General features: G+C 42.4%; 21 protein-coding genes. 13 read left to right on the top strand and 8 right to left on the bottom strand.

Going from position 1 to position 22183, the window contains the following annotated elements; genetic code table 11:
• Positions 1-167: 167 nt before the first annotated feature.
• Complete coding sequence (locus tag V144x_RS22205; protein WP_144988288.1) at positions 168-443, bottom strand: carbon storage regulator; 276 nt, start codon at positions 441-443, stop codon at positions 168-170.
• 466 nt (positions 444-909) lie between these two features.
• Here V144x_RS22205 and rpmB point away from each other — a divergent pair, with 466 nt between their 5' ends.
• The 4 genes from rpmB to gatB all read left to right on the top strand — a co-directional run bounded on the left by rpmB (position 910) and on the right by gatB (position 4616).
• Positions 910-1170 (top strand): 50S ribosomal protein L28, encoded by a 261-nt coding sequence (gene rpmB / locus V144x_RS22210; protein ID WP_144988290.1) that lies wholly within the window; start codon positions 910-912, stop codon positions 1168-1170.
• A 30-nt stretch (positions 1171-1200) separates the two neighbouring features.
• Positions 1201-1491: an Asp-tRNA(Asn)/Glu-tRNA(Gln) amidotransferase subunit GatC gene (gatC, locus tag V144x_RS22215; protein WP_144988292.1), complete on the top strand. Its 291-nt coding sequence runs from the start codon at positions 1201-1203 to the stop codon at positions 1489-1491.
• Positions 1492-1594: 103 nt separating this feature from the next.
• Complete coding sequence (gene gatA, locus V144x_RS22220; protein ID WP_144988294.1) at positions 1595-3052, top strand: Asp-tRNA(Asn)/Glu-tRNA(Gln) amidotransferase subunit GatA; 1458 nt, start codon at positions 1595-1597, stop codon at positions 3050-3052.
• Between the two features lie 79 nt (positions 3053-3131).
• Entirely contained in the window at positions 3132-4616 is a 1485-nt protein-coding gene (gene gatB / locus V144x_RS22225; RefSeq protein WP_144988296.1) for an Asp-tRNA(Asn)/Glu-tRNA(Gln) amidotransferase subunit GatB, read from the top strand.
• Between the two features lie 51 nt (positions 4617-4667).
• On the opposite strand, the gene V144x_RS22230 is transcribed toward gatB, so the two are convergent.
• From V144x_RS22230 to V144x_RS22255, 6 genes are all read right to left on the bottom strand, one after another.
• On the bottom strand, positions 4668-5054 hold the full coding sequence (locus V144x_RS22230; RefSeq protein ID WP_144988298.1) for a metal-sulfur cluster assembly factor: 387 nt from the start codon (positions 5052-5054) through the stop codon (positions 4668-4670).
• 115 nt (positions 5055-5169) lie between these two features.
• Positions 5170-5484, bottom strand: coding sequence for a Rieske (2Fe-2S) protein (locus tag V144x_RS22235; RefSeq protein WP_144988300.1), 315 nt, complete (start codon positions 5482-5484; stop codon positions 5170-5172).
• Positions 5485-5519: 35 nt separating this feature from the next.
• On the bottom strand, positions 5520-6854 hold the full coding sequence (sufD, locus tag V144x_RS22240) for a Fe-S cluster assembly protein SufD (protein WP_144988302.1): 1335 nt from the start codon (positions 6852-6854) through the stop codon (positions 5520-5522).
• A 125-nt stretch (positions 6855-6979) separates the two neighbouring features.
• A complete protein-coding gene (sufB, locus tag V144x_RS22245; protein ID WP_144988304.1) occupies positions 6980-8404 on the bottom strand; it encodes a Fe-S cluster assembly protein SufB in 1425 nt (474 codons plus the stop codon).
• Positions 8405-8529: 125 nt separating this feature from the next.
• On the bottom strand, positions 8530-9327 hold the full coding sequence (gene sufC, locus V144x_RS22250; RefSeq protein ID WP_144988306.1) for a Fe-S cluster assembly ATPase SufC: 798 nt from the start codon (positions 9325-9327) through the stop codon (positions 8530-8532).
• A 73-nt stretch (positions 9328-9400) separates the two neighbouring features.
• Positions 9401-10024: a helix-turn-helix transcriptional regulator gene (locus V144x_RS22255; protein ID WP_144988308.1), complete on the bottom strand. Its 624-nt coding sequence runs from the start codon at positions 10022-10024 to the stop codon at positions 9401-9403.
• 468 nt (positions 10025-10492) lie between these two features.
• Here V144x_RS22255 and V144x_RS22260 point away from each other — a divergent pair, with 468 nt between their 5' ends.
• Both V144x_RS22260 and V144x_RS22265 read left to right on the top strand, forming a co-directional pair.
• Positions 10493-12166: an alanine/glycine:cation symporter family protein gene (locus tag V144x_RS22260; RefSeq protein WP_232102605.1), complete on the top strand. Its 1674-nt coding sequence runs from the start codon at positions 10493-10495 to the stop codon at positions 12164-12166.
• A 105-nt stretch (positions 12167-12271) separates the two neighbouring features.
• Positions 12272-12709, top strand: a complete 438-nt coding sequence (locus tag V144x_RS22265; protein WP_144988310.1) for a universal stress protein — start codon at positions 12272-12274, stop codon at positions 12707-12709.
• An 11-nt stretch (positions 12710-12720) separates the two neighbouring features.
• Here V144x_RS22265 and V144x_RS22270 read toward each other — a convergent pair whose 3' ends face one another.
• On the bottom strand, positions 12721-13527 hold the full coding sequence (locus V144x_RS22270) for a 3-keto-disaccharide hydrolase (RefSeq protein WP_144988312.1): 807 nt from the start codon (positions 13525-13527) through the stop codon (positions 12721-12723).
• A gap of 441 nt (positions 13528-13968) precedes the next feature.
• Here V144x_RS22270 and V144x_RS22275 point away from each other — a divergent pair, with 441 nt between their 5' ends.
• The 7 genes from V144x_RS22275 to V144x_RS22305 all read left to right on the top strand — a co-directional run bounded on the left by V144x_RS22275 (position 13969) and on the right by V144x_RS22305 (position 22167).
• Positions 13969-15024: a DUF3500 domain-containing protein gene (locus V144x_RS22275; protein WP_144988314.1), complete on the top strand. Its 1056-nt coding sequence runs from the start codon at positions 13969-13971 to the stop codon at positions 15022-15024.
• Between the two features lie 646 nt (positions 15025-15670).
• Positions 15671-16555: a sugar phosphate isomerase/epimerase family protein gene (locus V144x_RS22280; RefSeq protein WP_144988316.1), complete on the top strand. Its 885-nt coding sequence runs from the start codon at positions 15671-15673 to the stop codon at positions 16553-16555.
• Between the two features lie 295 nt (positions 16556-16850).
• Positions 16851-17558: a PTS sugar transporter subunit IIA gene (locus tag V144x_RS22285; protein WP_144988318.1), complete on the top strand. Its 708-nt coding sequence runs from the start codon at positions 16851-16853 to the stop codon at positions 17556-17558.
• A gap of 245 nt (positions 17559-17803) precedes the next feature.
• Positions 17804-18535, top strand: a complete 732-nt coding sequence (locus V144x_RS22290) for a PIG-L family deacetylase (RefSeq protein ID WP_144988320.1) — start codon at positions 17804-17806, stop codon at positions 18533-18535.
• Positions 18536-18690: 155 nt separating this feature from the next.
• On the top strand, positions 18691-19431 hold the full coding sequence (locus V144x_RS22295; protein ID WP_144988322.1) for a PP2C family protein-serine/threonine phosphatase: 741 nt from the start codon (positions 18691-18693) through the stop codon (positions 19429-19431).
• 87 nt (positions 19432-19518) lie between these two features.
• The gene (locus tag V144x_RS22300; protein ID WP_144988324.1) at positions 19519-21102 is read left to right on the top strand and encodes a hypothetical protein; all 1584 of its coding nucleotides are present in this window, start codon (positions 19519-19521) and stop codon (positions 21100-21102) included.
• Positions 21103-21396: 294 nt separating this feature from the next.
• A complete protein-coding gene (locus V144x_RS22305; RefSeq protein WP_144988326.1) occupies positions 21397-22167 on the top strand; it encodes a hypothetical protein in 771 nt (256 codons plus the stop codon).
• The last annotated feature ends 16 nt before the right edge of the window (positions 22168-22183 follow it).

Raw genomic sequence — 22183 nt, forward strand, 5'->3', positions numbered from 1 at the left:
AGCTTGTTGCTACAGAATCTGTTTCCGTCAAACTCCTTTCTTTACTCACTGCCGGGCAGGCAAATTGCGCTTCCCAGCTTTAATCTGTCCATTTCCAAACCGAAATGATTTGAAAATCCCCCCTGGGCAGATAGATCGTCAGCAGCGGTTATCTACTCTTAGTGTATTTAACAAACCAACCGGGCTGCTTCTGCAACGGAAAGTACTCCGATCGACGTTGAGCCGGGAAGAGAATCGCCGTCCCGATTATCCTCCCGGCTCTTATGCACTGGTTTACTTTCTGCTTCCAGTTCTTCCTCGAATAATTCACCTCTAACAACGCGGAGGTGATCTGGAGCATCAACGCCAATTTTGATGGAGCCTTTTCCTGTACGAATCACTTTTACCAGAATCTCATCTCCAATTCGGATTTCCTCAGTCAACTTCCGTGTCAAAACCAGCATGATCACTACTCCTTTATCATTAGATCCAAGCCCAGATGCATAATTAGTTTACTTTTGTCCAAAATTGCCTGTCCACAAGCAATCTGTTGGTCATCTGCAAATACTTAATGCGATTAGTGTGCCAATACAGTTTCTATCCAGACATATTTCCCTTAAGATATTTACTAGAAAATACTTAAGACATTTTCATTAGTTTTGTATTTCGTTCAAACCACAGTCCTTTTTTCAATAATCTGTTCCCAATAGTACAATTTTCAATTGGGTAACATTTTCAGGTCACGATTTTCATCTTTTCCAAGGGTAGGAAGCGATAAGAGTACGGCTTCGGTTGCATTATGGGACTCGGCAAATATACTATTGGGTTCCTTTAAAGGATCGAGCCTTAAAACTGCGATCAACTTACGTCAAGTAGTCTCAGCAAATGCTGAGTTTTTTAGAACCCACTAGATAGTCAAAGAGTTTAAAAATGGGTCAAAAGTGTGATTCCTGTGGCAAGACTCCTGTAGTCGGTAATCGAGTTCGCCAACGTGGTAAGTACAAATACCTGGGCGGTAACGGTCGTCAGACAACGGGTATTTCCAAACGAGTTTTCAAGCCAAACTTGCAAAAAATCCGTGTTCAAGTCGGAGGTAGTGTTAAAACACTACGTGTTTGTGCCCAATGCATTCGATCTGGTAGAGTTACCAAAGCCGTTGCTAGAAAACCGTTTACGCTACCAACTAAATAGTATTAGTCTCGCTCTAAAGTAGAACAAACGATGAGCACTCAACTCTCCGAGGATGATGTACTTAAAGTTGCTTCACTTTCCCGACTAAAACTCTCCGAGACGGAAGTTCATACTCTGGGGAAACAGATGGAGTCCGTGTTGAAGTATATCGACATGCTAAACGAGTTGGATACCGAATCCATCGAGCCCATGGCTCACGCGATTGAGATTTCCAATGTCTTTCGCAATGATCAACTGCAAGAAAGCCTGCCACGAGACAAAGCGCTCTCTAATGCGCCTCAAACGGATGGAAATTACTTCCTCGTTCCCGCAATTCTCTAGTTGTCCGGCGTTTTAACAATTGCTTACCTGAAAGCAAAAAATTCCAAGGCCCGGCTTGATCACAAGTCGGGCCTTTAAAACTAAAAGGGAGACTCGACATTCCATGTCCAACATGTCAATGACCGCAAGTAAATTGCTTGCGAAAATGAGTTCAGGTGAAATCAGTAGTGAAGAAATCACTTCTGCCTGTTTGAATGAAATCGCCCACCGAGACGACAACATCAACGCCTTTCTCTCTGTCCAGCAGGAATCTGCATTAGAAAAAGCGCGAGAAGTCGATCAAAAACGAAAAGCGGGAAAGCCGCTGGGAAAGCTGGCAGGCATCCCTGTTGCACTCAAAGACAATATCTGTACCGAAGGCGTGAACACAACCTGCGCCAGTAAAATGCTTGAGAATTTCGTCCCGCCTTATGATGCCCATATTGTTGAACGGCTGAAAGCGGCTGACGCAGTCTTGATTGGCAAAACCAATCAGGATGAATTTGCCATGGGTTCGTCAACCGAAAATTCAGCGTTCAAGACCACAACCAACCCCTGGAATACTGCCCACGCCGCCGGTGGTTCAAGTGGAGGCTCAGCAGCAGCAGTAGCCGCTGGTTTTGCCCCGCTGGCATTAGGCAGTGATACAGGTGGATCTATTCGTCAACCAGCCAGCTTTTGTGGCGTTGTTGGTTTGAAGCCTACTTATGGCCGCGTTTCTCGTTATGGATTAATTGCATTTGCCAGTTCTCTCGATCAAATTGGCCCTTTTGCCATAGATGTCACTGATGCCGCACTAATGATGGAAATTATCGCAGGTAAAGACCACCGTGATACAACGAGCCTTGATGCAGCAGTTCCTGAATTTACATCAAAGTTAGAACAACCACTCGAAAATCTCAAAGTCGGATATGTCGAACACCTACAGGAAGAAGGGCTTCACGACGAAGTCAAAGAGGCGACTCTCCGCGCACTGGATGTTTATAAATCTTTGGGAGCAGAACTGGTCCCTATTGAGTTGCCGCACGCTAAATACTGTGTTGCCACTTATTACATTATCGCTCCTTCCGAAGCCTCCAGTAATCTTGCCCGTTACGATGGTGTGCATTACGGTTATCGTGCTGATCATTTTGAAAATATGATTGATATGTATGCGGCAAGCCGCGGGGAAGCATTTGGTGATGAAGTCAAACGCCGTATTATGCTGGGGACTTATTCACTCTCATCCGGTTACTACGATGCCTATTACCTCAAAGCATTGAAGGTCAGGCGATTGATTCGAAATGATTTTGAGCAGGCGTTTCAATCAGTTGATATCATCGCTTCGCCGGTAACACCCACTCCTGCTTTTGCTATCGGCGAACATGTAGATGACCCGTTGGCAATGTATCTGGCTGATATTTTTACAACCAGCGCTAATCTTTCTGGTATCCCAGGAATCTCAATTCCTGCCGGTTTTAGTGAAAATAAATTGCCGATCGGCTTACAATTATTGGCACCTCCACTGGAAGAAGAAAGACTCCTACGTGCCGCCCGTATGTTTGAGCGGGAAACAGAATGGCACTTGAAACATCCAGAATAAAATAAATCGACGATATTTCTCATTACGAAATTACTTTAAACTGAATCTAGAACATTGAAATAAAGGGTAGCGTGACATAATGGACTATACGGTCATCATCGGTCTTGAAGTCCACGTGCAGTTACAGACCAACACTAAACTCTTCTGTGGCTGTTCTACAAAATTCAACCCGGATCAACCAAATACACAGACCTGTCCCGTCTGTCTGGGTTTACCTGGTGCACTGCCTGTATTAAATCAAGAAGCATTTCAATTAGGCGTGAAGACAGGATTGGCCATTAATTGTGAGATTCCTTCTTTTACAAAATGGGACCGTAAACAATACTACTATCCTGATCTTCCCAAGGCATACCAAATCAGCCAATATGATCTCCCCATGAGTCAGAATGGTTGGCTGGAAATCGAAATTAATCCTGAAACTCGTGAGAAGAAAAAAATCGGGATCATCCGGGCTCATCTCGAAGAAGATGCCGGCAAAAACAGCCATGATGAATCAGGACGGGGACAAGATAGCAAGGTTGACCTGAACCGTTGTGGGACGCCTTTAGTAGAGATTGTTTCCGAACCAGATTTACGATCAGCTCAGGAAGCTCGTACCTATCTGGAAGAGTTAAAACTGTTACTAACTTATATCGACGTTTCTGACTGTAATATGCAGGAAGGGAGCCTTCGCTGTGACGCCAATGTAAATCTCCATGTCCATCAAGAGACTGGTGAATCCATACCAACTCCGATTGTGGAAATCAAAAATCTGAATAGCTTTCGAGGCGTAGAGCAGGCAATAGAATACGAAATACAAAGACAATGGAAAGCGTGGCAGGAAACGGGACTCAGTCTGAAAGAAGTCCCTAAAGAGACTCGCGGCTGGGATGCAGATCGCGGTATCACTTTGGAACAACGGGGAAAAGAAGATGCAGCAGACTACCGCTATTTTCCCGATCCGGACCTGGCACCTGTCAAAGTCACCGACGCAGATCGCGAACGTATCTTAGAAAAACTATGCGAACGCCCGGCCGAGCGCAGAGCCCGCCTTGAAGAACGCTATCAACTCTCTGCCTATGATGCAGCAGTCATTATTGACCAGGGAATTGATTTTGCTGACTATTTTGAAGCCGTTGCCGAAAGTTCTCAAAATGGCAAACAGGCCTCCAACTGGATCACACAGGATGTGCTACGTGAGTTAAAAGAACGGGAACTAGAAATCGCAGAGTTTCCAATTAAACCAGATGTTCTCTCCGCAATCCTGCAAAAAGTCAAAGCCAATGAAATTACGAATAATAGTGCCCGCATCGTATTCCAGGAGCTACTTAACAATTCAAAAGATGCTCCCCGAGCTGAACAAATACAGCAAATTGTTCAAGAAAAAGGGCTGGGACTTGTCTCTGATACGGGCGAACTTGATACCATCATTCAAGCGGTCGTTGATAAAAATGCAAAAGCAGTAGCTGATTTTCAGAGTGGAAAACAAGCTGCGGTGGGCGCACTGATTGGCCAGGTCATGCGTGAAATCAAAGGGGCAGATCCGAAAATGGTTCGTCAACTCTTAATCGAAAAAATGAGTTAAAACGAACTCCCATTTTCGGCATGGCCTACGATCAGCCAGGATCAGGGGATTTTAAAAAATCCCCAATTCATCGCGCGCATCATCTGTCATTAAATCCGGTGACCAAGGAGGTGTCATGGTTAGTTGAATGCTCACCTCGTCTACATCATCGAGACGCTCTAACGCCATTTTCGCCTGTTGAATAATTTGAGGACCGGCTGGACAGGCAGGGCTCGTTAATGTCATACAAACAGAGACTTTCGAACTGTTTTCTTCTGCTCTCTGAATTTCATAAACCAACCCCAAATCAACGATATTGATGTTGAGCTCGGGATCAATTACCTGCTTCAGGGCATCAACTAATGCATCTTCCCCTCCGACACCCTTCACCGCAGAAAATACTGGTAATTGTCCTTCTTCACTATTTCCCTCAGAGACATTGCTTATTTCATCTGACATAGTTTACCCCTTACAACACATAGACACAGTATAAATTAATAATAGCTAAATAATGAACTTCCACAAGAAGTGAATAAATTCGTATGAATATCTATAAAAATCTCAGATTTAACAATTAATCTCTAGGACGTGCAAAGATTTTTGAATCTCTTACTTCGATCTCAAAAGTCTGAATCGGCTTGGTGGCAGGCATACAGAGAGCTTTCCCTGTAAGTAAATCAAAGCGAGCACCGTGACGGGGACAAACAATTTCCCCATTCTCAATACAACCAGCAGTTAAAGGCTGACCGTCATGGGTACACACATCTTCTATTGCTAAGTACTGATCATTTAAGCGAATAAGCAGTACAGGTACATCATCTACAAATACCTCCAACCGATCAAGAGAACCGAATTCATCGGTGGATGCAATTTCTTCAAAATCAGGCATATCACTTACTATTATTGTCTAATGACGGCAAAATATTACCGTCCAAATCCTAATTTTTTAATAATTGCCTGATTTAGCGTCTCACGCACCACCTCAACCGGAATCCGATCAAATACAGTTTGGAAGAATCCCTCTACAATCATGTGCATGGCTTCATACTCTGACATGCCACGTGTCATACAATAGAAGATTTGTTCTTCATCAACACGGCCTGCAGTTGCACCATGAGTACAACGTACATCATCGGCTTCAATCTCTAAGCCCGGAATGGCATCGGTACGGCAGGTGGGAGATAGCATTAAGGAATCATTACGCTGATACCCGTTTGTCTGCTGACCTTCTGGTTCAACACGAATCATTCCCCGCCAAATCGCACGGGAATGGTCACGTAAAACCTGCTTGTACAATAAATCTGAACGCGTTTCTGGCGCATTGTGAGCTTGTTGCGTGTAGAATGAGTGAATTTGCTTATCTGTAGCAAAGGTCACACCATTCACCTCAGCTTCTGAGCCACGACCATCTAGTACTACATCCTGATGAATATGGGCCAATTTGGCACCAATCCCTCCGACTGTCCATTGAAGAAAACCATTATTCTCCACTCGGCCTGCCTGATGCGCAATATGCCAAACTTTATCATTCCAATTCTGTAATTGAACATACCGCAATCGTGCTTCTTTGGCCAGGATCAATTCGACGGCCCCAACATGGAGCCCCAGATTTTCTTCCGTGGCAGAAGCAGTCTCCTCTAGTAATGTAGCTGAAGCACCCTCCTCCAGAATAATGAGTGTATGACTAAAATCAGCGGTTTTCTCTGCCTGAAGAGAAATCAAACTGTGTAAGGGAGTCTCGATGACAACATTGCGCGGCACATACAAGACAGTACCACCAGTCCAGAATGCGGCATGCCAGGCTGAAAAACGATCTGTCTCACTACAAACAGCTTTCGTCATAAAGTGTTTTTGAATCAGCTCGCTATGCTCTTTGGCAACCATACTCAGATCACCAAAGATGACTCCTTTCTCTGCCAATTCCGGCACCAATTCAGTAGAAGCCAGTTGACCATCAATGTGAGTGACGTGTCCTGCAAATTCAGCTTGACCTTTTAGTAAAGTCTCTGCCGAGTCTTTTGTGATTTCTGATCCAGCACTTAGCTGAAAACGATCTGGACGCAGTGCTCGTAAATCGACTCGACGCCATTCTTCAGGATCCAATTCCGATTCCAAAAGCTCACAATATCGCTTGAAAGCCTGTCGCCGTAATTGAGTCACCCAGTCTGGTTCATCACGAGTCGTCAGAAAGGCTTCAAAGGCTGCTTCACCAAACCCGGCTGGGATCTCAGCAGATGTATTAATCGAAGAAGTACTCATAACTATTTCTATTATGCCTTCAATATCTTGCAGTTAGATTAACAATTTGAAAGTATTCTACTTTCACTTGTAATATCTGTTTAAAGTTAGCTTTTGTAGTAAGTCAGCAACTTAACTTGTCGCTATTAACCAATCGAGCCTTCCATTTGCAATTCGATCAGCCGATTCATCTCAACCGCGTATTCCATCGGCAGCTCTTTCACTAATGGCTCAATAAAGCCTGTGACGATCATTGAAGAAGCCTCTGCTTCTGTGAGACCACGGCTCATGAGATAAAACAACTGTTCCTCTCCAATTTTGGAAACACTGGCTTCGTGTTCGATCGCAACATCGTTATCTTCGATTTCAATATAGGGATAAGTATCGCTACGGCTTGCCGGATCCAATAAGAGTGCATCACAGACAACGTTCGATTTGCATCCATGAGCTTCAGGATCGACTTTAACCAACCCACGATAGCTGGATCTTCCACCATCTTTTGAAATACTCTTGGAAATAATACGGCTCGAGGTGTTAGGGGCACAGTGAACCATTTTAGCACCTGCATCCTGATGCTGCCCATCACCGGCAAAGGCAATCGACAGAGTCTCTCCTCGTGCCCCTTCTCCCATCAGGAAGATTCCAGGATACTTCATCGTTAACTGGGAACCCAGATTACCATCAACCCACTCCATGAGTGCATCTTCATAGGCAAAGGCCCGCTTCGTCACAAGATTATAGACATTATTCGACCAGTTCTGAATTGTGGTATAACGGAACCGCCCGCCTTTCTTCACCATGATCTCGACAACGGCTGAATGCAGACTATTAGAACTGTAAGTGGGTGCCGTACAGCCTTCAACATAATGGCAGGAAGCCCCTTCATCTACAATCACCAGGGTACGTTCAAACTGTCCCATATTTTCCGAATTGATTCGGAAATATGCCTGAAGAGGAAATTCAATATTCACTCCGGGAGGGACATACACAAATGAGCCACCCGACCAGACAGCCGAATTCAAGGCAGCATATTTATTATCATCCGGAGGAATGATTGTCCCAAAATATTCTTTAAAGAGATCTGGATGATCCTTTAAAGCAGAATCAGTGTCAGTAAAAATGACTCCCTGCTTCGCCAGATCTTCCTGTAAGCTACCATAGACAACCTCAGATTCATATTGAGCTTTGACTCCAGCAAGAAACTTCTTCTCTGCTTCAGGGATCCCCAAACGATCATAAGTTTTTCGAATGTCATCAGGCACATCGTCCCAACTTCGTTCCTGCCCTTCTGACGCTCGAACAAAGTAGTGGATATCCTGATAATTGATATCGTTCAGATTCCCACCCCATTGAGGAGTTGGTTTTTGCTCGAAGATTTCGTATGACCTCAAACGAAAATCCCGCATCCAAGTTGGTTCATTTTTCATCTCGGAGATTTGAGCGACAATGTTGGCATTTAAACCTTTTTCACCGGTAAACACATATTTGTCAGTAGGATCGTGAAATCCATATTGATACTCACCGATATCGGGGTTTTCATTTTCAGAATTCGTATCCAGCTTCGTTGCCATTTGAATTTCTCCAGAAATTTATTAAAACTACCCCTAATTGCGGGATTGTCTTTTTTTAAATTGAACAGGTTTATTCATTTAGTATCACTGATTCTGTTCAGAATCAGTATTTCAAAAAATATAAGTTATACCGCTTCTACAACTTCTTCTGCAGCCGCTTCGGGGTGACGTTCGCGAACGCTGGAATAACCATGCTCATGCAGCTCTGCCGCCAACTGAGCATCTCCCGTCTCGACGACTCTGCCTGCTAACATCACATGTGTGAATTGCGGCTGATTGAACTCTAGCAATCGCTCATGGTGGGTAATGATTAAGACTCCCATTTCAGGTCCGGATAACCGGCTAAGGCCTTCGCTGACCACTTTGACGGCATCACTATCCAATCCACTGTCAGTTTCATCAAGTACAGCAAATTTTGGTTTTAACATTGCAAGCTGTAGAATTTCCATACGTTTCTTTTCACCACCAGAAAAGCCATCATTCAAATAACGACGTGCCATTTCTGGATCCATACCCAATTCGCTCATCCTGTCTCGTAACTCTTTACGAAATTCACGCATAGGTATGAGCTTTTCCCCCTCTTTACGATCTGGATTCCGAACATTAGAAATAGCATGCCGCAGAAAATCAGCAACCTTGACACCAGGGATCACAACAGGATATTGGAATGCCAAAAATAGCCCCAATCGAGCACGCTCATTAGGATCAAGTTCTGAGATATCGGTTCCCTCAATCTCGATTTTCCCCTGTGTGATCTCGTAACGGGGATGCCCCGCCATGGCGTATGCTAGTGTGCTTTTTCCGGAACCATTGGGGCCCATTAAAGCATGGATTTCACCCTGATTAATTTCAAGGTCCACTCCTTTTAAAATAGGCGTGTCACCAACGGATACATGCAGATCGGAAATTTTCAACAAACTCATTTTTAATACTTGTCCTATTTATTCAGAATTTTAAATAAATCCAGAAACATAAATTTAGTTCAATTTATCTAACTTAGCTGATTTGTGCTTCAAATTCACAACAATGATGACCGTCCAAACAACATTCTGCGAGATTCATTTTCGTCCCTAGAACCCGCTCAAAAACCCGTTGCTCCAGTTCACAAATAGATGAGTCTCCACTAGCGATATCGTGATAGGGGCAATTATGCTCCCGTAAAATAGGGAGTGGGCCAGTTTGATCAATCTCAACTACAAAACCACGTTCCTGCAAAGCTTGTTTCAACTGCTCCATTCGTCCTTGCAATGAAGTGGCATCAACACTCCTACTATACTGTTGCACCAAAGCAGTCTGAATCCGATTAGCCAGTCGGCATCGCAGGTCTTCGTCATCAATGCCTTTAAGTTCTTCCCAAAGGATATTAGCCAACTCAGCGTAGTTGTCACCCAAAAGTCGCATTCCCAGACTCGTCACGGAATAAACATAATGAGGACGTCCACGCCCTTCCTTTACCTGATTGCGCGCGATTAAATCCAAGCCTTGTAAACGGACGAGACGTTGGCGAACAGCTGTAGCAGTTACACCTTCTTGCTCACAAATTTCTTGAATAGTCGCAGACTTTAGCTGATTCAGACCCAGCAAAAAACTACGATCATTTTCGTCAATGGAAACTCGCATGGTTTGTTTTCTACCGTTTAAAAACAGACACATTTGTGCATTTCGAAATATGGGATTTGGTACAATGCAAATCAAAGTCCAAGCCCAATCTTCGACTGAATACTCTCTACAGCAGTATCCTAGGCATATTTATTATTTTTGACAACCAATATTGTCAAAAATCAATGATTGAGATTCAGTTTCATAAGCCAAGTAGATTTGCGGGACTTTTTAAAGAATCACCTTGGAACGTAAACCTTTATTTGATAGTCTCATACAACAATTGTATCAATCTTTTCTCTGAGCTTAGATTCAGGGAAAGATGCTTATCTCAATTTCAAAATTAAAAACAAACTGGTTCAGATCACATTTTTTAAGAAATTCTGTAACACATGAGAGTTTCTTTCGCTTTGGTCTATATCTGAAGAATTAGATTTGATTTGATCTTTTATCACTGGAACTGTTACCTGCGAATAGGAATCCACTTTTATGAATTTCGACCGGCAACACAAACCCGTCACATTGCTACTTCGTTCGGGATTGGCAGTAATTCTCGTGTTTCTGGTCCTAAACCCAGTTCATTCTACATTGGAAGCCTCGCAGAATTCTCCAGAGGAGCATCAAACGGTTCAAAAAGCAGAAAACGAAATCGAAAAATCGGAACCGAAAGGATTTGCACGTATCGAGAAAAAGATTGATGATGTATTTGGACAGTTCAATGGAATTGTTGCAGGTGTTTTCTTTTATCCTGTTCCGTTTACATTAGAACAATTTCAAAAGAAGGAGGGATTCCCTCTGGCCGTATTATGGCTCATCATCGGTGCGACCTATTTCACATTTCGCATGAATTTTATTAATATTCGAGCTTTCAAACATGCCATTTTATTAGTTCTCGGAAAATATGATAATCCAGAAGACGAAGGGGAAGTTACTCATTTTCAAGCCTTAACTGCAGCCCTTTCCGCAACTGTTGGATTAGGTAATATTGCAGGTGTCGCCATCGCCATCGGTACTGGAGGTCCGGGTGCTATGTTCTGGATGATGCTGGCAGGCCTGTTAGGCATGACGTCCAAATTTGCGGAATGTACTTTGGCACAAATTTATCGCCGTATCAGTCCAGATGGGCGCGTAATGGGCGGACCAATGTGTTATCTCTCAGAGGGCTTAAAAGATCAGTTTCCTTCTAATCCTGTAGCCAACGGATTGGGAAAGTTCTTAGCGGTTTTCTTTGCCATACTGTGTATCGGAGGCTCGCTGGCAGGTGGAAACTCATTTCAAGTCAAACAATCACTGGGGGCCGTCACCGAAACAATCCCGATCCTTAAAGACTACAGTTGGGTCTATGGTCTGCTCATGGCATTTTTTGTGGGTATTGTCATCATCGGCGGCATCCGTAGTATTGCACGTACAACCGAAAAAGTCGTACCCATTATGTGTGGTATCTATGTCTTGGCCTGCCTGGCAATCCTGATAATTAATGTTGGAAAAATCCCCGATTCTTTTACAGCGATCATCGATGGCGCATTTGACAAGGATGCCCTCTACGGCGGCTTTTTAGGTGTATTAATACTTGGATTTAAACGTGCTGCCTTTTCAAATGAAGCCGGTGTTGGTTCTGCAGCAATCGCTCACTCGGCAGCAAAAACACATTATCCTGTAAGAGAAGGAATCGTTGCTTCGCTGGGACCATTTGTTGATACGATTGTAATCTGCACCATGACAGCTCTCGTGATGATCATCACAGGCGCCTATAATGATCCCCAGTATGCTGACCTGATTAAGAACAATAATGGCGCAGCATTGACTTCAGAAGCGATGAACTCGCAGATCCCCTATTTTCAGTATGTACTATCAGTATCTGTTATTTTATTCGCTTATTCGACAATGATTTCCTGGTCTTACTATGGGGAGCGCTGTTGGGCTTTTCTCTTTGGTGACAGTCGATCAGCTTCGCTATCCTATCGTATTCTCTTCCTCGTATTTGTTGTACTTGGTTCAATTGTTTCCGCAACCAATGTATTAGACTTTGGCGACTTGATGATTCTGGGAATGGCATTCCCGAATATCTTAGGTGTGCTTTTACTTTCTAACCAGGTAAAAAGAGAATTGGATGACTATTGGAAACGCTACAAATCTGGCGAATTCGATAATCAGAAAAGCTGATTGAAATACAAAAGAGATTACCATTGTTGACTGCCTTTGTAATTTCATACAATCGAGCCAACCAGCTACTTGTTGATATCTTCTCCGTTATGAAAGCACTATATCATGGGCTACTTTACTGGAAAAAAAATCCTTGTTCCTGTCGATTTTTCTGAAAGCTCTCTGGAAGCAGTCACAAAGGCCATTCAAATTTCAGAAGACCCTGCGAATGTAACTGCAGTGCATGTAATGGTTCCTTTAGATATGGTCTCTCCAGGCGTTCTCTTCGGCGGTCTGACAGATGAAAAGCGTACAGAACATGTCGAAAAACATGCAAAAGAAGAATTCGCAAAACATCAAATTACAGGAGTTGCGTTCAAAACACTGGTTGGTGATCCGGGCATCAAATTAGCAGACTTTGCCAAAGAAAACGAAATCGAACTGATTGTCATTCCCTCACATGGTTATACAGGTATCGCCCGATTGGCTTTAGGTTCTGTCGCTGAGCGCGTACTCAGACATGCCCCTTGCCCTACTTTAGTATTGCGTCATCCCAAAAAATAAGAAAACAGAATTCAATTTGATTTCGGTGTAGTCTCTGGCTTTGAGACTGTTGATTTTGGAGGGACAACTGGTTCTGGATTTAGCATTTCCACAATCAGATTCCGAAAATGAATTTCAGACCCTTCACTTTGGAGAGCAATTGCACCTTTACTCGGCTCACAACCAGTGACTTCTCCCAGTTTTACCCCATTGATCATGACGGAAATCGTGCCTTTCCGACACGTCAAGACGCACTTATGCCATTTTCCAACTGGTAAATCCAAGGGAGTTGCGGGTGAAAGTCCATTCGCAGATTTGGCTCCACTGCCTGGAGTAGGGAAAACATTACCAGCCTCTGGTCGATGCAACTGTACCTGAAATGCTTTAGGCCAGACTTTATCAGGTCCGGAGGTAAATAATAAAATTCCACTATTTGCATTAGGGTCGTTGGGATACATCCACTCCATGCTGAAACGAAAATTTTCATACGATTTTTGCGTACGGATATAACCGTAAGGCTTACCAGAACAGATCAAAATACTCGGTTGATCTTTGCCACCACTGACCACTTTCCAGGTAACATTTCGATTGGCTTTAGCCTCTTTGTCCTCCTCGCTGACATATTTCCAGTGGTCCCAGAAATTCCCACCATTTAATAACTTTTCAGGCCCAGGAATTTTTTTCGTTGTTGTTGTTTTCCCAGAATTTTGGGAAGGGCTCGGCTTTCCTGAAGGCGCAACTTCTTGTGAAATAGCAGGCGACACTCCCAAAACAAAACAGGCCACTCCGCCCATCAAGAGTAACAAAGAAAATCGATTCTTTATTTCAATTTGATTCACGTAGACAGATTTCTGTCGTATATGATCCCAAATTCGACGATGAAAATTCAGCACGCTTTTTTTTGCCCGACTAGACTGTTAAAAGAAATCGATTGTGGAAATGTAGATAAGAGAGCCAAGTATTCTAAACTTAAACTCATCAACATTCAATTATGTCCGTATCTGGTTCCATGAGAATTCATAAATGTCCAATCCACATAAAATATACAAAAGAACACATCACTCTCTATCAAAAACCCAGGTGGGTTACCAAGCATTAATCCACATTATTCCCGTGAATTATGCCTGATCCGATAGTCAAGGAACCTCATCTACCATGAGACTAAAGCCATATCGATCATAGTGATTTTATTTGACGACTAAGTCAGGTGGTTGATAAACTAAATCTATCTGCCAAACGGCACCTCCCATTAACACAGTACAAAAAAGATTGGTGTTCTCATGGAATTTAACTCTCTCTCTTCCCTGCAAACTCTCAGTTCTAATTCTCAGCAGATCTCACGACGTCATTTTGTGAGAACAATGGGTGCTGCCCTGGCTGGCACACACCTTCTCGGCACTGACAGACTATTGACAGCAGGACAGCCAGAGAACACTGCTCAGTCAACTCCTGAACCGCTAGTCAAAAAACTTTATGAAAGCTTGAAACCAGAACAAAAATCTAAAGTTTGTTTTGGTTGGGATCACAAAGACAAACATGGACTACTGCGAAAACACATTCAGGCAAACTGGAATATTACTGATCCGACTGTAAACAGTAATTTCTTCACCAAAGATCAGCAAGAAATGATTGAAGCAATTTTCTTCGGTCACTTTGATCCCAGTTGGCATAAGAAAATTCGCAAACAACTTCAGGATGACCAAGGAGGCTATGGTGAAGAGCAATCGATTGCTATTTTTGGAACTCCTGGCACTGATCAATTCCAGTTTGTAATGACCGGTCGTCATACTACAGTGCGCTGTGATGGAGACAGTGCAGAACATCTTGCCTTTGGTGGCCCCATTTTCTATGGTCATGCAGCAAGTGGTTTTAATGAAACAGCCAACCATCCCGGAAACGTTTTCTGGGAACAAGCATTAAAAGCCAATCACGTCTATAAAATTCTCGATGGCAAACAACGTAAGGTCGCCTTAATTCCCCAGGCACCACGTGAAACCAAAGTTCAATTCAAAAAATCAGCCGATAAGATCACCGGATTAAAGATTGCTGATATGACCCGCGATCAAAAACAGGAGATGCAAAAAGTTCTCAGTTCGTTAATCGAACCTTTCAGAACTTCTGATCAAAGTGAAGTTCGAAAATGTATCAAAAAACAGGGTGGCCTGGATCAATGTCGAATTTCTTTTTATCAATCCGGTGATATCGGTAATGATCAAGTTTGGGACAATTGGCGACTTGAAGGACCTGCCTTTGTTTGGCATTACCGAGGCGCTCCGCATGTGCATGTCTGGGTCAATGTCTCTGATGACCCAAAAACACAAATTATTTCCAGTTAGTTTGTGTTAAGAAGCAATTCATAAATCAAAAGAGGTGTTTCTCAAAGAGTCATTTCGATCTGCATGATGAAATCAACGTCAATGCTTTTGAATTGCTATCTTATTAAGGTGTTTCTCGCTTTTTAGCCATTCGCACCCGAATGAGCAGGAAAGAATTTTCCTGCTCATTTCAGTATCATACTGTTTAACAAAATAAAAGTTCCACTTTTATAGTTACGTTTGTGGTCCGGTTGATTTACCTGCTAGCCATCCATGATTCCTCCCAAACTTAATTTTCTCCTGTTTTAAGATTGCGCATGTATAACAATTCATCAAAATTGCTACTTTTTTGTTTTAGAAAATGCTTAACTATACAACACGCAAAATGAAAGTTTTTTTGAACTCATTAAAACGCTTATCAATGTCGGTTGACTTTCTCGATTGAAAAGCAATATTGGACTGTAGTAAATAACTCTGTTTGATTTTTTTACTATGGAAATTTTTTTAGAGTTTCTTATGATACCCTGACAAATACTTGCAGGAAATTAGATAGTAAAAACTCATAGATTATTTTCCAAACTATCAACTTATCGTTATTGACAATTAGATTTATAGAATCTGATTGAAAATATATACCTGATCTCCTCTCAAGACTACAGGTGACCGAGTGACTAAAGAGCTTCTCTCACAGCGTAAAGTCAATTCGTTCTCTTCTCCAACATCCTCTATTGAATGTCAAAATACCAATCATTCAATTTCCCTTTTTGATCGGATTTCAGTTCATCAAATTACAACCTATCACTGGTCGCTAAAAGAAAGTCTACTAGGTTTATGTTCTACTGGAATCCCGGCCATTGGTCTATGGAATCGGAAAATACTGGATGTGGAACCCGATCTAGCTGCCGAGCTAATCATTGATTCAAAATTGAAAGTCTCGACCATTTCTCTTGCCGGTGGATTTACTGGTGGTAATGAATATTCTTTTAAAGAAGCAATTTCAGATGCCATCGAAATAATCAAATTTGGTGGTCAGGTAAATGCAGCAGCTGTCCAAGTAGTGAGTGGTCCACGTGCAGGACACACTCGAAATCATGCGAAACAATTGACGATTGACGCGCTCAAACAATTAGGAGATGTCGCTGCTTTGCATGGTACCAAGCTAGCATTAAAATCAATGCCATTATCCCTTGGGAAAAATTGGACGTTCCTTAATTCCTTAGATTCAGTTCTAGAGACTATTGAAGCTTGCAATCATCCCGCTGTTGGAATTGCGATCGACTCCACTCAAATTTGTCATGAAAATAATGTGCAAGATCTGGTTTCTGAAATTATACCTATGATTACAGCAGTTCAAATTTCTGGTTTTACCCCTGGTAAGACACCTCAACAGTCTTTTTCCAATTTTGATCTCATCGAAGCCATTGACCACGCCGGCTATGATGGTTTTTTTGATCTGGAAATCTGGTCTGAACAGGTCTGGCATTCAGATTACCTGAGTCTCTTATCACAACTACAATTAGCATGCCAGACAGAACTATCCTCAGAATTCTGAGTCGGCCCACTAGACATTGCGAAACCTGAATTCAGGGATCTACTGTAATAACCAAGCCTGTAATATTGATTACTTAATCACTTTTGGGTTACCATTGTGCTCATAGTGTCCACTAACATGACATAGTGGTGAGATTCTTCCAACCCAATGCTTCATTCCCATGATTTTTGCTAATTACTGTTTCCAACGAAATTAAGTAGTGCGCATCGTACTCAATTCAATCAGAGACTGATTCTTGGTAAAGATTGTTGCTGGCTTTACATTCCTAAATTCTTCCAAAATATGGTAATCTGAAATGGCTCATGAATCTTTTAGCCTGAATGATTTATCAAAACAGCTAGGTAGAGATAGGCGCGAGCTAGAAAAACTAGCGAACAGAGGAAGAATTCCAGGCCGGAAAGTAAATGGTGAGTGGCAATTCCATCCAACAGAAATAACACATTGGCTGGAAAAAGAAATGCGTGGTTATACGTTTTCTGAACTTGAGCAAGTGGAACAAATCAACTCCCACCCACAACTTGACTCAAGCTACCTCATAAGTAATTTAATGCCTGAGGAATTAATTGAAGTTCCACTAAATGCTCGCACAAAAAGATCCGTACTGGAGACATTGATTGAAACTGCTGGTAAAACCTGGCAAATTTGGGAACCAGCAACTGTTTTGACTGCAGTACAGCAACGTGAGGAAGCGTATTCTACCGCTTTTGAAAATGGTGTCGCCATTCCCCATCCCAGGAACTCGATTCCTGATGCAGTGGGGGACCTCTTGATTGCGTATGGGCGCACACTTTCCGGAATTCCTTTTGGCGCTCCCAATGGTAAACTCACTGATATTTTTTTTCTTGTAATCTGTTCTGATACATCTACGCACCTTTCAGTACTTGCCAGATTGGGGAGAATGATGCAGCTTCCAGACTTTGTAGAGCAATTACGCGAAGCACCTACTCCACAACAAACACGACATGTCATTATCGAAGCCGAAAAAAAAATAGCTGAAATTTAGAATCAATCTAATCAAGCTTTGAGCCTCGGCATTTTTTCTGAGACTGCAGATCAATATGTAAAATTACTGAGTTTGATTATTACGATTCTTAATATATTCAAGTTTCTGTTGTTGACGAATGCTTATTAAAGACAAAGAATAGTTCCCAATGCTTTTCTTTAGATGTTATTTCTGAACTGAAAGGCATCAACATGTTGTCAAAACTAAAAACATCTTAATTTCGAAATTGCATGAGAACCAAGCTTATGAAGGTAGAGCTCCCGGAACCACTTGACGTAATCGCCGTTGGTGCACACCCTGATGACGTTGAGATCGCCTGCGGCGGCACATTGGCAAAGCTTGTCCTGCAAGGTTATCGTGTCGGAATTGTTGACCTTACTGATGGTGAACCAACGCCCTTAAGCACAGGGCCTGAAGCCAGACTGAAAGAAGCAGAAAAGGCTGCGGAAATTCTAGGAGTTCATATACGCGAAACATTGGAATTGACCAATCGACGGCTTTTCGACAACTTTGAAAACCGCGTAGCCTTAGCAACTCTTTTTCGAAAATATCGTCCACAAGTAGTCTTGGGATTAGCAGGAAAAACGCCGATGGCCTCTCCGGATCATTGGCAAGCCATGCAGATTACCGATGCAGCCGTTTTTTATTCTCGTTTGACAAAGTGGAACGAACATTTTAGCGAAACAGAACCCCACACAATTAAAAAACAAGTTTGGTACCCCTTAGGATTTGGTTCATTGAATTATCCAGAAGGAAGTGGTCACTTTGTCGTAGATATTTCAGAAACACTGCAACAAAAACTGGATTCGATTCGTGCCTATCAATCCCAATTTCCTCCAGAAAAAGAACGCATATTTCGTCTCGTTGAAAGCCAGAACACTCTGTTAGGAACCAGTGCCGGATTTGAAGCAGGAGAACTATTTATCTGCTCAACAACACTGGGCGTACGAGACCTTGTCCAGACTATTTGCCCCTAACATTTCCTAAGACATTAAAAAACCACTAGATACGGCCTTTTTAAAATTTCCATCTCCCATAAAAGATGTTATGATGCGACGGAGATATTAGGCATTTGGAAAATGAGATCTCAACCTCTACTTGATAGATCATCGCGAGTAAAACAGGCTTATAAATGGTTGGAATTCGTTACGGCACTGTCAGCATTACCGGAAATTTCCGCGAAAATAATGAAGACAATTATTACATTGATCCACTCAATAAGTACTTTCTGGTTGCAGATGGTATGGGAGGACAGAGTGCAGGCGAAAAGGCTAGCCAATTAGCGGTTGAATTGATTCCAGAAAAATTGAATGAATTTATTGATTTTGAGAATGATAATGCAGAAAACGTGATCCAATCTATTGATGATGCAGTCTCTCATGCGAACACAGAAATTATGGCACTTGGAGAAGTGGACCCCAATTGTCGGAGTATGGGAACAACAATCGTCTTTGTGATTCAGGTCAATGAAAAATTTTTTATTGGAGGCGTTGGCGATAGTCGTGTTTATCTATTAAGAAATAATACACTGCATCAGTTAACTACAGATCATTCTCTGACGCAAGCTTTAGTCGATGCGGGGACCATTACAGAAGAAGAAGCACAAACTCATCGATACAAAAATGTGCTCTATCGATATTTAGGCACAAAAGATGGAAGTGCTGGCACGCAAGCGCGACAGTTAGATCCTTTACCGCAGGATCGCATAATACTCTGCACAGACGGAGTTACCGATGGCCTTCCGGATAAAAGCCTGCAAGAGCTACTGAGAAAGTCAGATGAACCGCAGGCTACAGCGGAAGAAATTGTGAAAGCGGCACAAGAAGGAGGATCAAAAGATAATATAACCTGCATCGTTTTATTTACTGATTAACGATTTACGATACTCCGCAATTGAAGCCTCAACATCTCACGCTCATTTGCAAACTGTGTTGCTTCAATTTTCAATCTGGCCCAGTTCATGCAATTACGAACATTACTCCCTTTTCTGATCACAGTAGTTATTACAATCTGCCTTTTCTGGTTTTCGAAAATACCGTTGGGAATTACCAGTGAATGGACTTGGCAGCGACTGACAGATATGGGACCAGAAATGATCCTTGGGTGCATAGTTTCCGGAATCATTTTCGGAGCCTATGTATTGGTGACTCTACTTGCTCTATCTCGAATCAAATTTTGTTCACGCTGGGAATTATCAATCTGGCTAGTTGGCTTAGCGACTTCGGGAATGATTTGGTCGCTAATGTTACAAGACAGCCCACCAGCTGAGTACCGACTTTCAAAAGCACCATTTGTTCTCTATTACAAAGGTTCCTCAGGTTATTTTACTGCAGCGCGCGATGAGATTTCTGATGCCAGAGATTTTATGACGCATTATGAACAAAAAATGAAAAAGGGAGATGTGTTGCATGAAGGAACTCATCCTCCTGGGCTCCCTCTTTTTTATCTCGGCCTGATACAACTTTGTGAAAACGTTCCCAAGTTACAATCTTTGCTTCTCAATTCACAACCTGCCTCTTTTCAGGAAGCCACGGAAACGATTGCTCAAATTACCGCTGGATCTGAGAATCCATTCAAAAATCTCGATAGCGCAGTACTCTGGCTAGCAACCATTATCACCCTGATTATGTCTTCTCTCACAGTGATTCCTCTTTTTTGGTTGTCGCGGGAATTCACATCACGTGAAGTCAGCTGGCAAATAGCGACATTCTGGCCGTTGATACCAGCTACATTGATTTTTCAACCGAAATCAGATGCCCTCTATTCCATCATCGCGGTTCTGTTTTTATACTTTTGGGTTGTTGCCTGGAAGCACAATTCAAAGCTGCTGTTTATACTGGCTGGCTTTTTTCTCTGGATTGGCTTTTTCTTGACACTGGCCTTTCTACCCGTAGCGCTTTGTGGCGTATTCTATTACATATTTGAAGTTTGGTATCTTCACTTCGATAAAAGCCAACACAAATCTCTCTGGAAGCAGTGCTTTAGCGCTGGTTTTTACAGCCTTCTAGGTTTCTTGCTCCCCACGCTCTTAATGGCAATCTTGTTTGATCTTAACTTGTTGAATGTCTGGATTTTAAATTTACAAAACCATGCAGGCTTTTATCTGCAATATCCGCGTACCTACTGGAAATGGTTACTGGTGAACCCGATTGAAATCAGTCTGGCACTAGGCTTACCTCTGTCTTGGCTTGTTGTAAAATCTTTCTATTACCAAAAGCGTTTTCCTCGAAATAAAGATCATGAGTATTTTGACTCAAGTTTAAAAAATCTACTATTTTCTTGTGCCATCATATTGGGACTGTTGTGGCTCTCTGGAAAAAATATGGGGGAGGCTGCGCGCCTCTGGTTAGTGTTTCTTCCGTGGTTCCTACTTATGACAATCCCCTACTGGCAAGTGATTCAGGTCGAATCAACTTTAAATAACTCTGCGACATCCTCTTTTCTAAAACTCCAATCGGTTTGGATTGTTGCTTTGATCGCTCAAGCTGTTGTCTGTGTCGCAACTGTTAATAGAATCACAGGATTTCACTTTCCGCCTGGATAGACGTAAGCGCACAAGTCAAAATATTCCTATTATGTCATTGGTCGTGCTCCGTGCATATTCCATATAATCCTGATATTCATAATTCTTGTGAGAGGATCCGCATCACCACTAAAACGTGTCGATAATTGTAGAGAGGTGTCTTATCAAATATCGTGTCCCTGATACTCAATCAAATCATGATCGTCAATCTGTGTCTTAAGATTTTGGATTCTATCCATGGCTAATATGAACAGGATCTTCTCACATTTCAGAGATTCTATGATCTTATTTAGTCTGTGTTTAATAAGCTCTTGCTTGAACCTCGCTTGTTCTGATAGTTCTCTCGACTATACAGAACTCAAACAAATCAACGAAAAGGTGACTGAAAGTGAACTAAAAAAATACCTTAAAGTTATCGGACTGTTACCACAAAAAAAAGTCCCGCCTTTTCCCTCCGTTTACGCCCCTGCTCCCAGTTGGAGCCATATTCGCTCACTACCCATTGAAGACCTTGTTAACAGTGAACAAATCAATTTATCACAGTTGTGGGAAATAGAACGGATTAGTGATCACTTTGGAAATCGAAACCGAACGTTGAAAAAAGCGTTGCACCGCAGGGAAATGTCCAAAGACCAGTTCATCAGTATTACAATGGCCCTTGGTCTGGCAGCGAGTCGTCACCAACTACGCGAAGATCAAAATCTGGAAGCGATCATGCAGAAGGGTAATAAAGTTATTCATCAACTTCAGTTAGATAAGCGACCTTTCTCATCACTCTCACTAGAAGAGCGACACCGCACACTAAATGAAGCAATGTGGATCGCACGTGTGAATCGTGCAGAACATCTCATTCAAATCCCTCCAGAAAATGTCAATCTGGTCAAAACTCATTGGGATGAATTGAAAGAGGTCTTACCTGCTGAATTTCTAAAAAACCCTCTTGAAGACCTTTCAGATCCACTTGAAGAACACGGAATTCCCTTCACGATAGATGAAATAGATTCTAATGATCGCCTGCAATGGACTTCTACAGAAGCAATTATTGGAACTGATCCGCCTGATCCTAAGCTGGACGAAATAAAATAGGCGATATTATTTTGCC

The sequence above is a fragment of the Gimesia aquarii genome, from assembly GCF_007748195.1.
Classification (GTDB): Bacteria; Planctomycetota; Planctomycetia; order Planctomycetales; family Planctomycetaceae; genus Gimesia; species Gimesia aquarii.

Bases quoted from the DNA above. Each gene is read 5' to 3' on its own strand.
- V144x_RS22285 (WP_144988318.1), top strand. From the start codon at position 16,851: ATGGCTCATGAATCTTTTAGCCTGAATGATTTATCAAAACAGCTAGGT.
- sufD (WP_144988302.1), bottom strand. From the start codon at position 6,854: ATGAGTACTTCTTCGATTAATACATCTGCTGAGATCCCAGCCGGGTTT.
- V144x_RS22255 (WP_144988308.1), bottom strand. From the start codon at position 10,024: ATGCGAGTTTCCATTGACGAAAATGATCGTAGTTTTTTGCTGGGTCTG.
- V144x_RS22290 (WP_144988320.1), top strand. From the start codon at position 17,804: ATGAAGGTAGAGCTCCCGGAACCACTTGACGTAATCGCCGTTGGTGCA.
- V144x_RS22230 (WP_144988298.1), bottom strand. From the start codon at position 5,054: ATGTCAGATGAAATAAGCAATGTCTCTGAGGGAAATAGTGAAGAAGGA.
- V144x_RS22205 (WP_144988288.1), bottom strand. From the start codon at position 443: ATGCTGGTTTTGACACGGAAGTTGACTGAGGAAATCCGAATTGGAGAT.
- sufC (WP_144988306.1), bottom strand. From the start codon at position 9,327: ATGAGTTTGTTGAAAATTTCCGATCTGCATGTATCCGTTGGTGACACG.
- V144x_RS22295 (WP_144988322.1), top strand. From the start codon at position 18,691: ATGGTTGGAATTCGTTACGGCACTGTCAGCATTACCGGAAATTTCCGC.
- V144x_RS22300 (WP_144988324.1), top strand. From the start codon at position 19,519: ATGCAATTACGAACATTACTCCCTTTTCTGATCACAGTAGTTATTACA.
- V144x_RS22260 (WP_232102605.1), top strand. From the start codon at position 10,493: ATGAATTTCGACCGGCAACACAAACCCGTCACATTGCTACTTCGTTCG.
- gatA (WP_144988294.1), top strand. From the start codon at position 1,595: ATGTCCAACATGTCAATGACCGCAAGTAAATTGCTTGCGAAAATGAGT.
- sufB (WP_144988304.1), bottom strand. From the start codon at position 8,404: ATGGCAACGAAGCTGGATACGAATTCTGAAAATGAAAACCCCGATATC.
- V144x_RS22265 (WP_144988310.1), top strand. From the start codon at position 12,272: ATGGGCTACTTTACTGGAAAAAAAATCCTTGTTCCTGTCGATTTTTCT.
- rpmB (WP_144988290.1), top strand. From the start codon at position 910: ATGGGTCAAAAGTGTGATTCCTGTGGCAAGACTCCTGTAGTCGGTAAT.
- gatC (WP_144988292.1), top strand. From the start codon at position 1,201: ATGAGCACTCAACTCTCCGAGGATGATGTACTTAAAGTTGCTTCACTT.
- gatB (WP_144988296.1), top strand. From the start codon at position 3,132: ATGGACTATACGGTCATCATCGGTCTTGAAGTCCACGTGCAGTTACAG.
- V144x_RS22235 (WP_144988300.1), bottom strand. From the start codon at position 5,484: ATGCCTGATTTTGAAGAAATTGCATCCACCGATGAATTCGGTTCTCTT.
- V144x_RS22275 (WP_144988314.1), top strand. From the start codon at position 13,969: ATGGAATTTAACTCTCTCTCTTCCCTGCAAACTCTCAGTTCTAATTCT.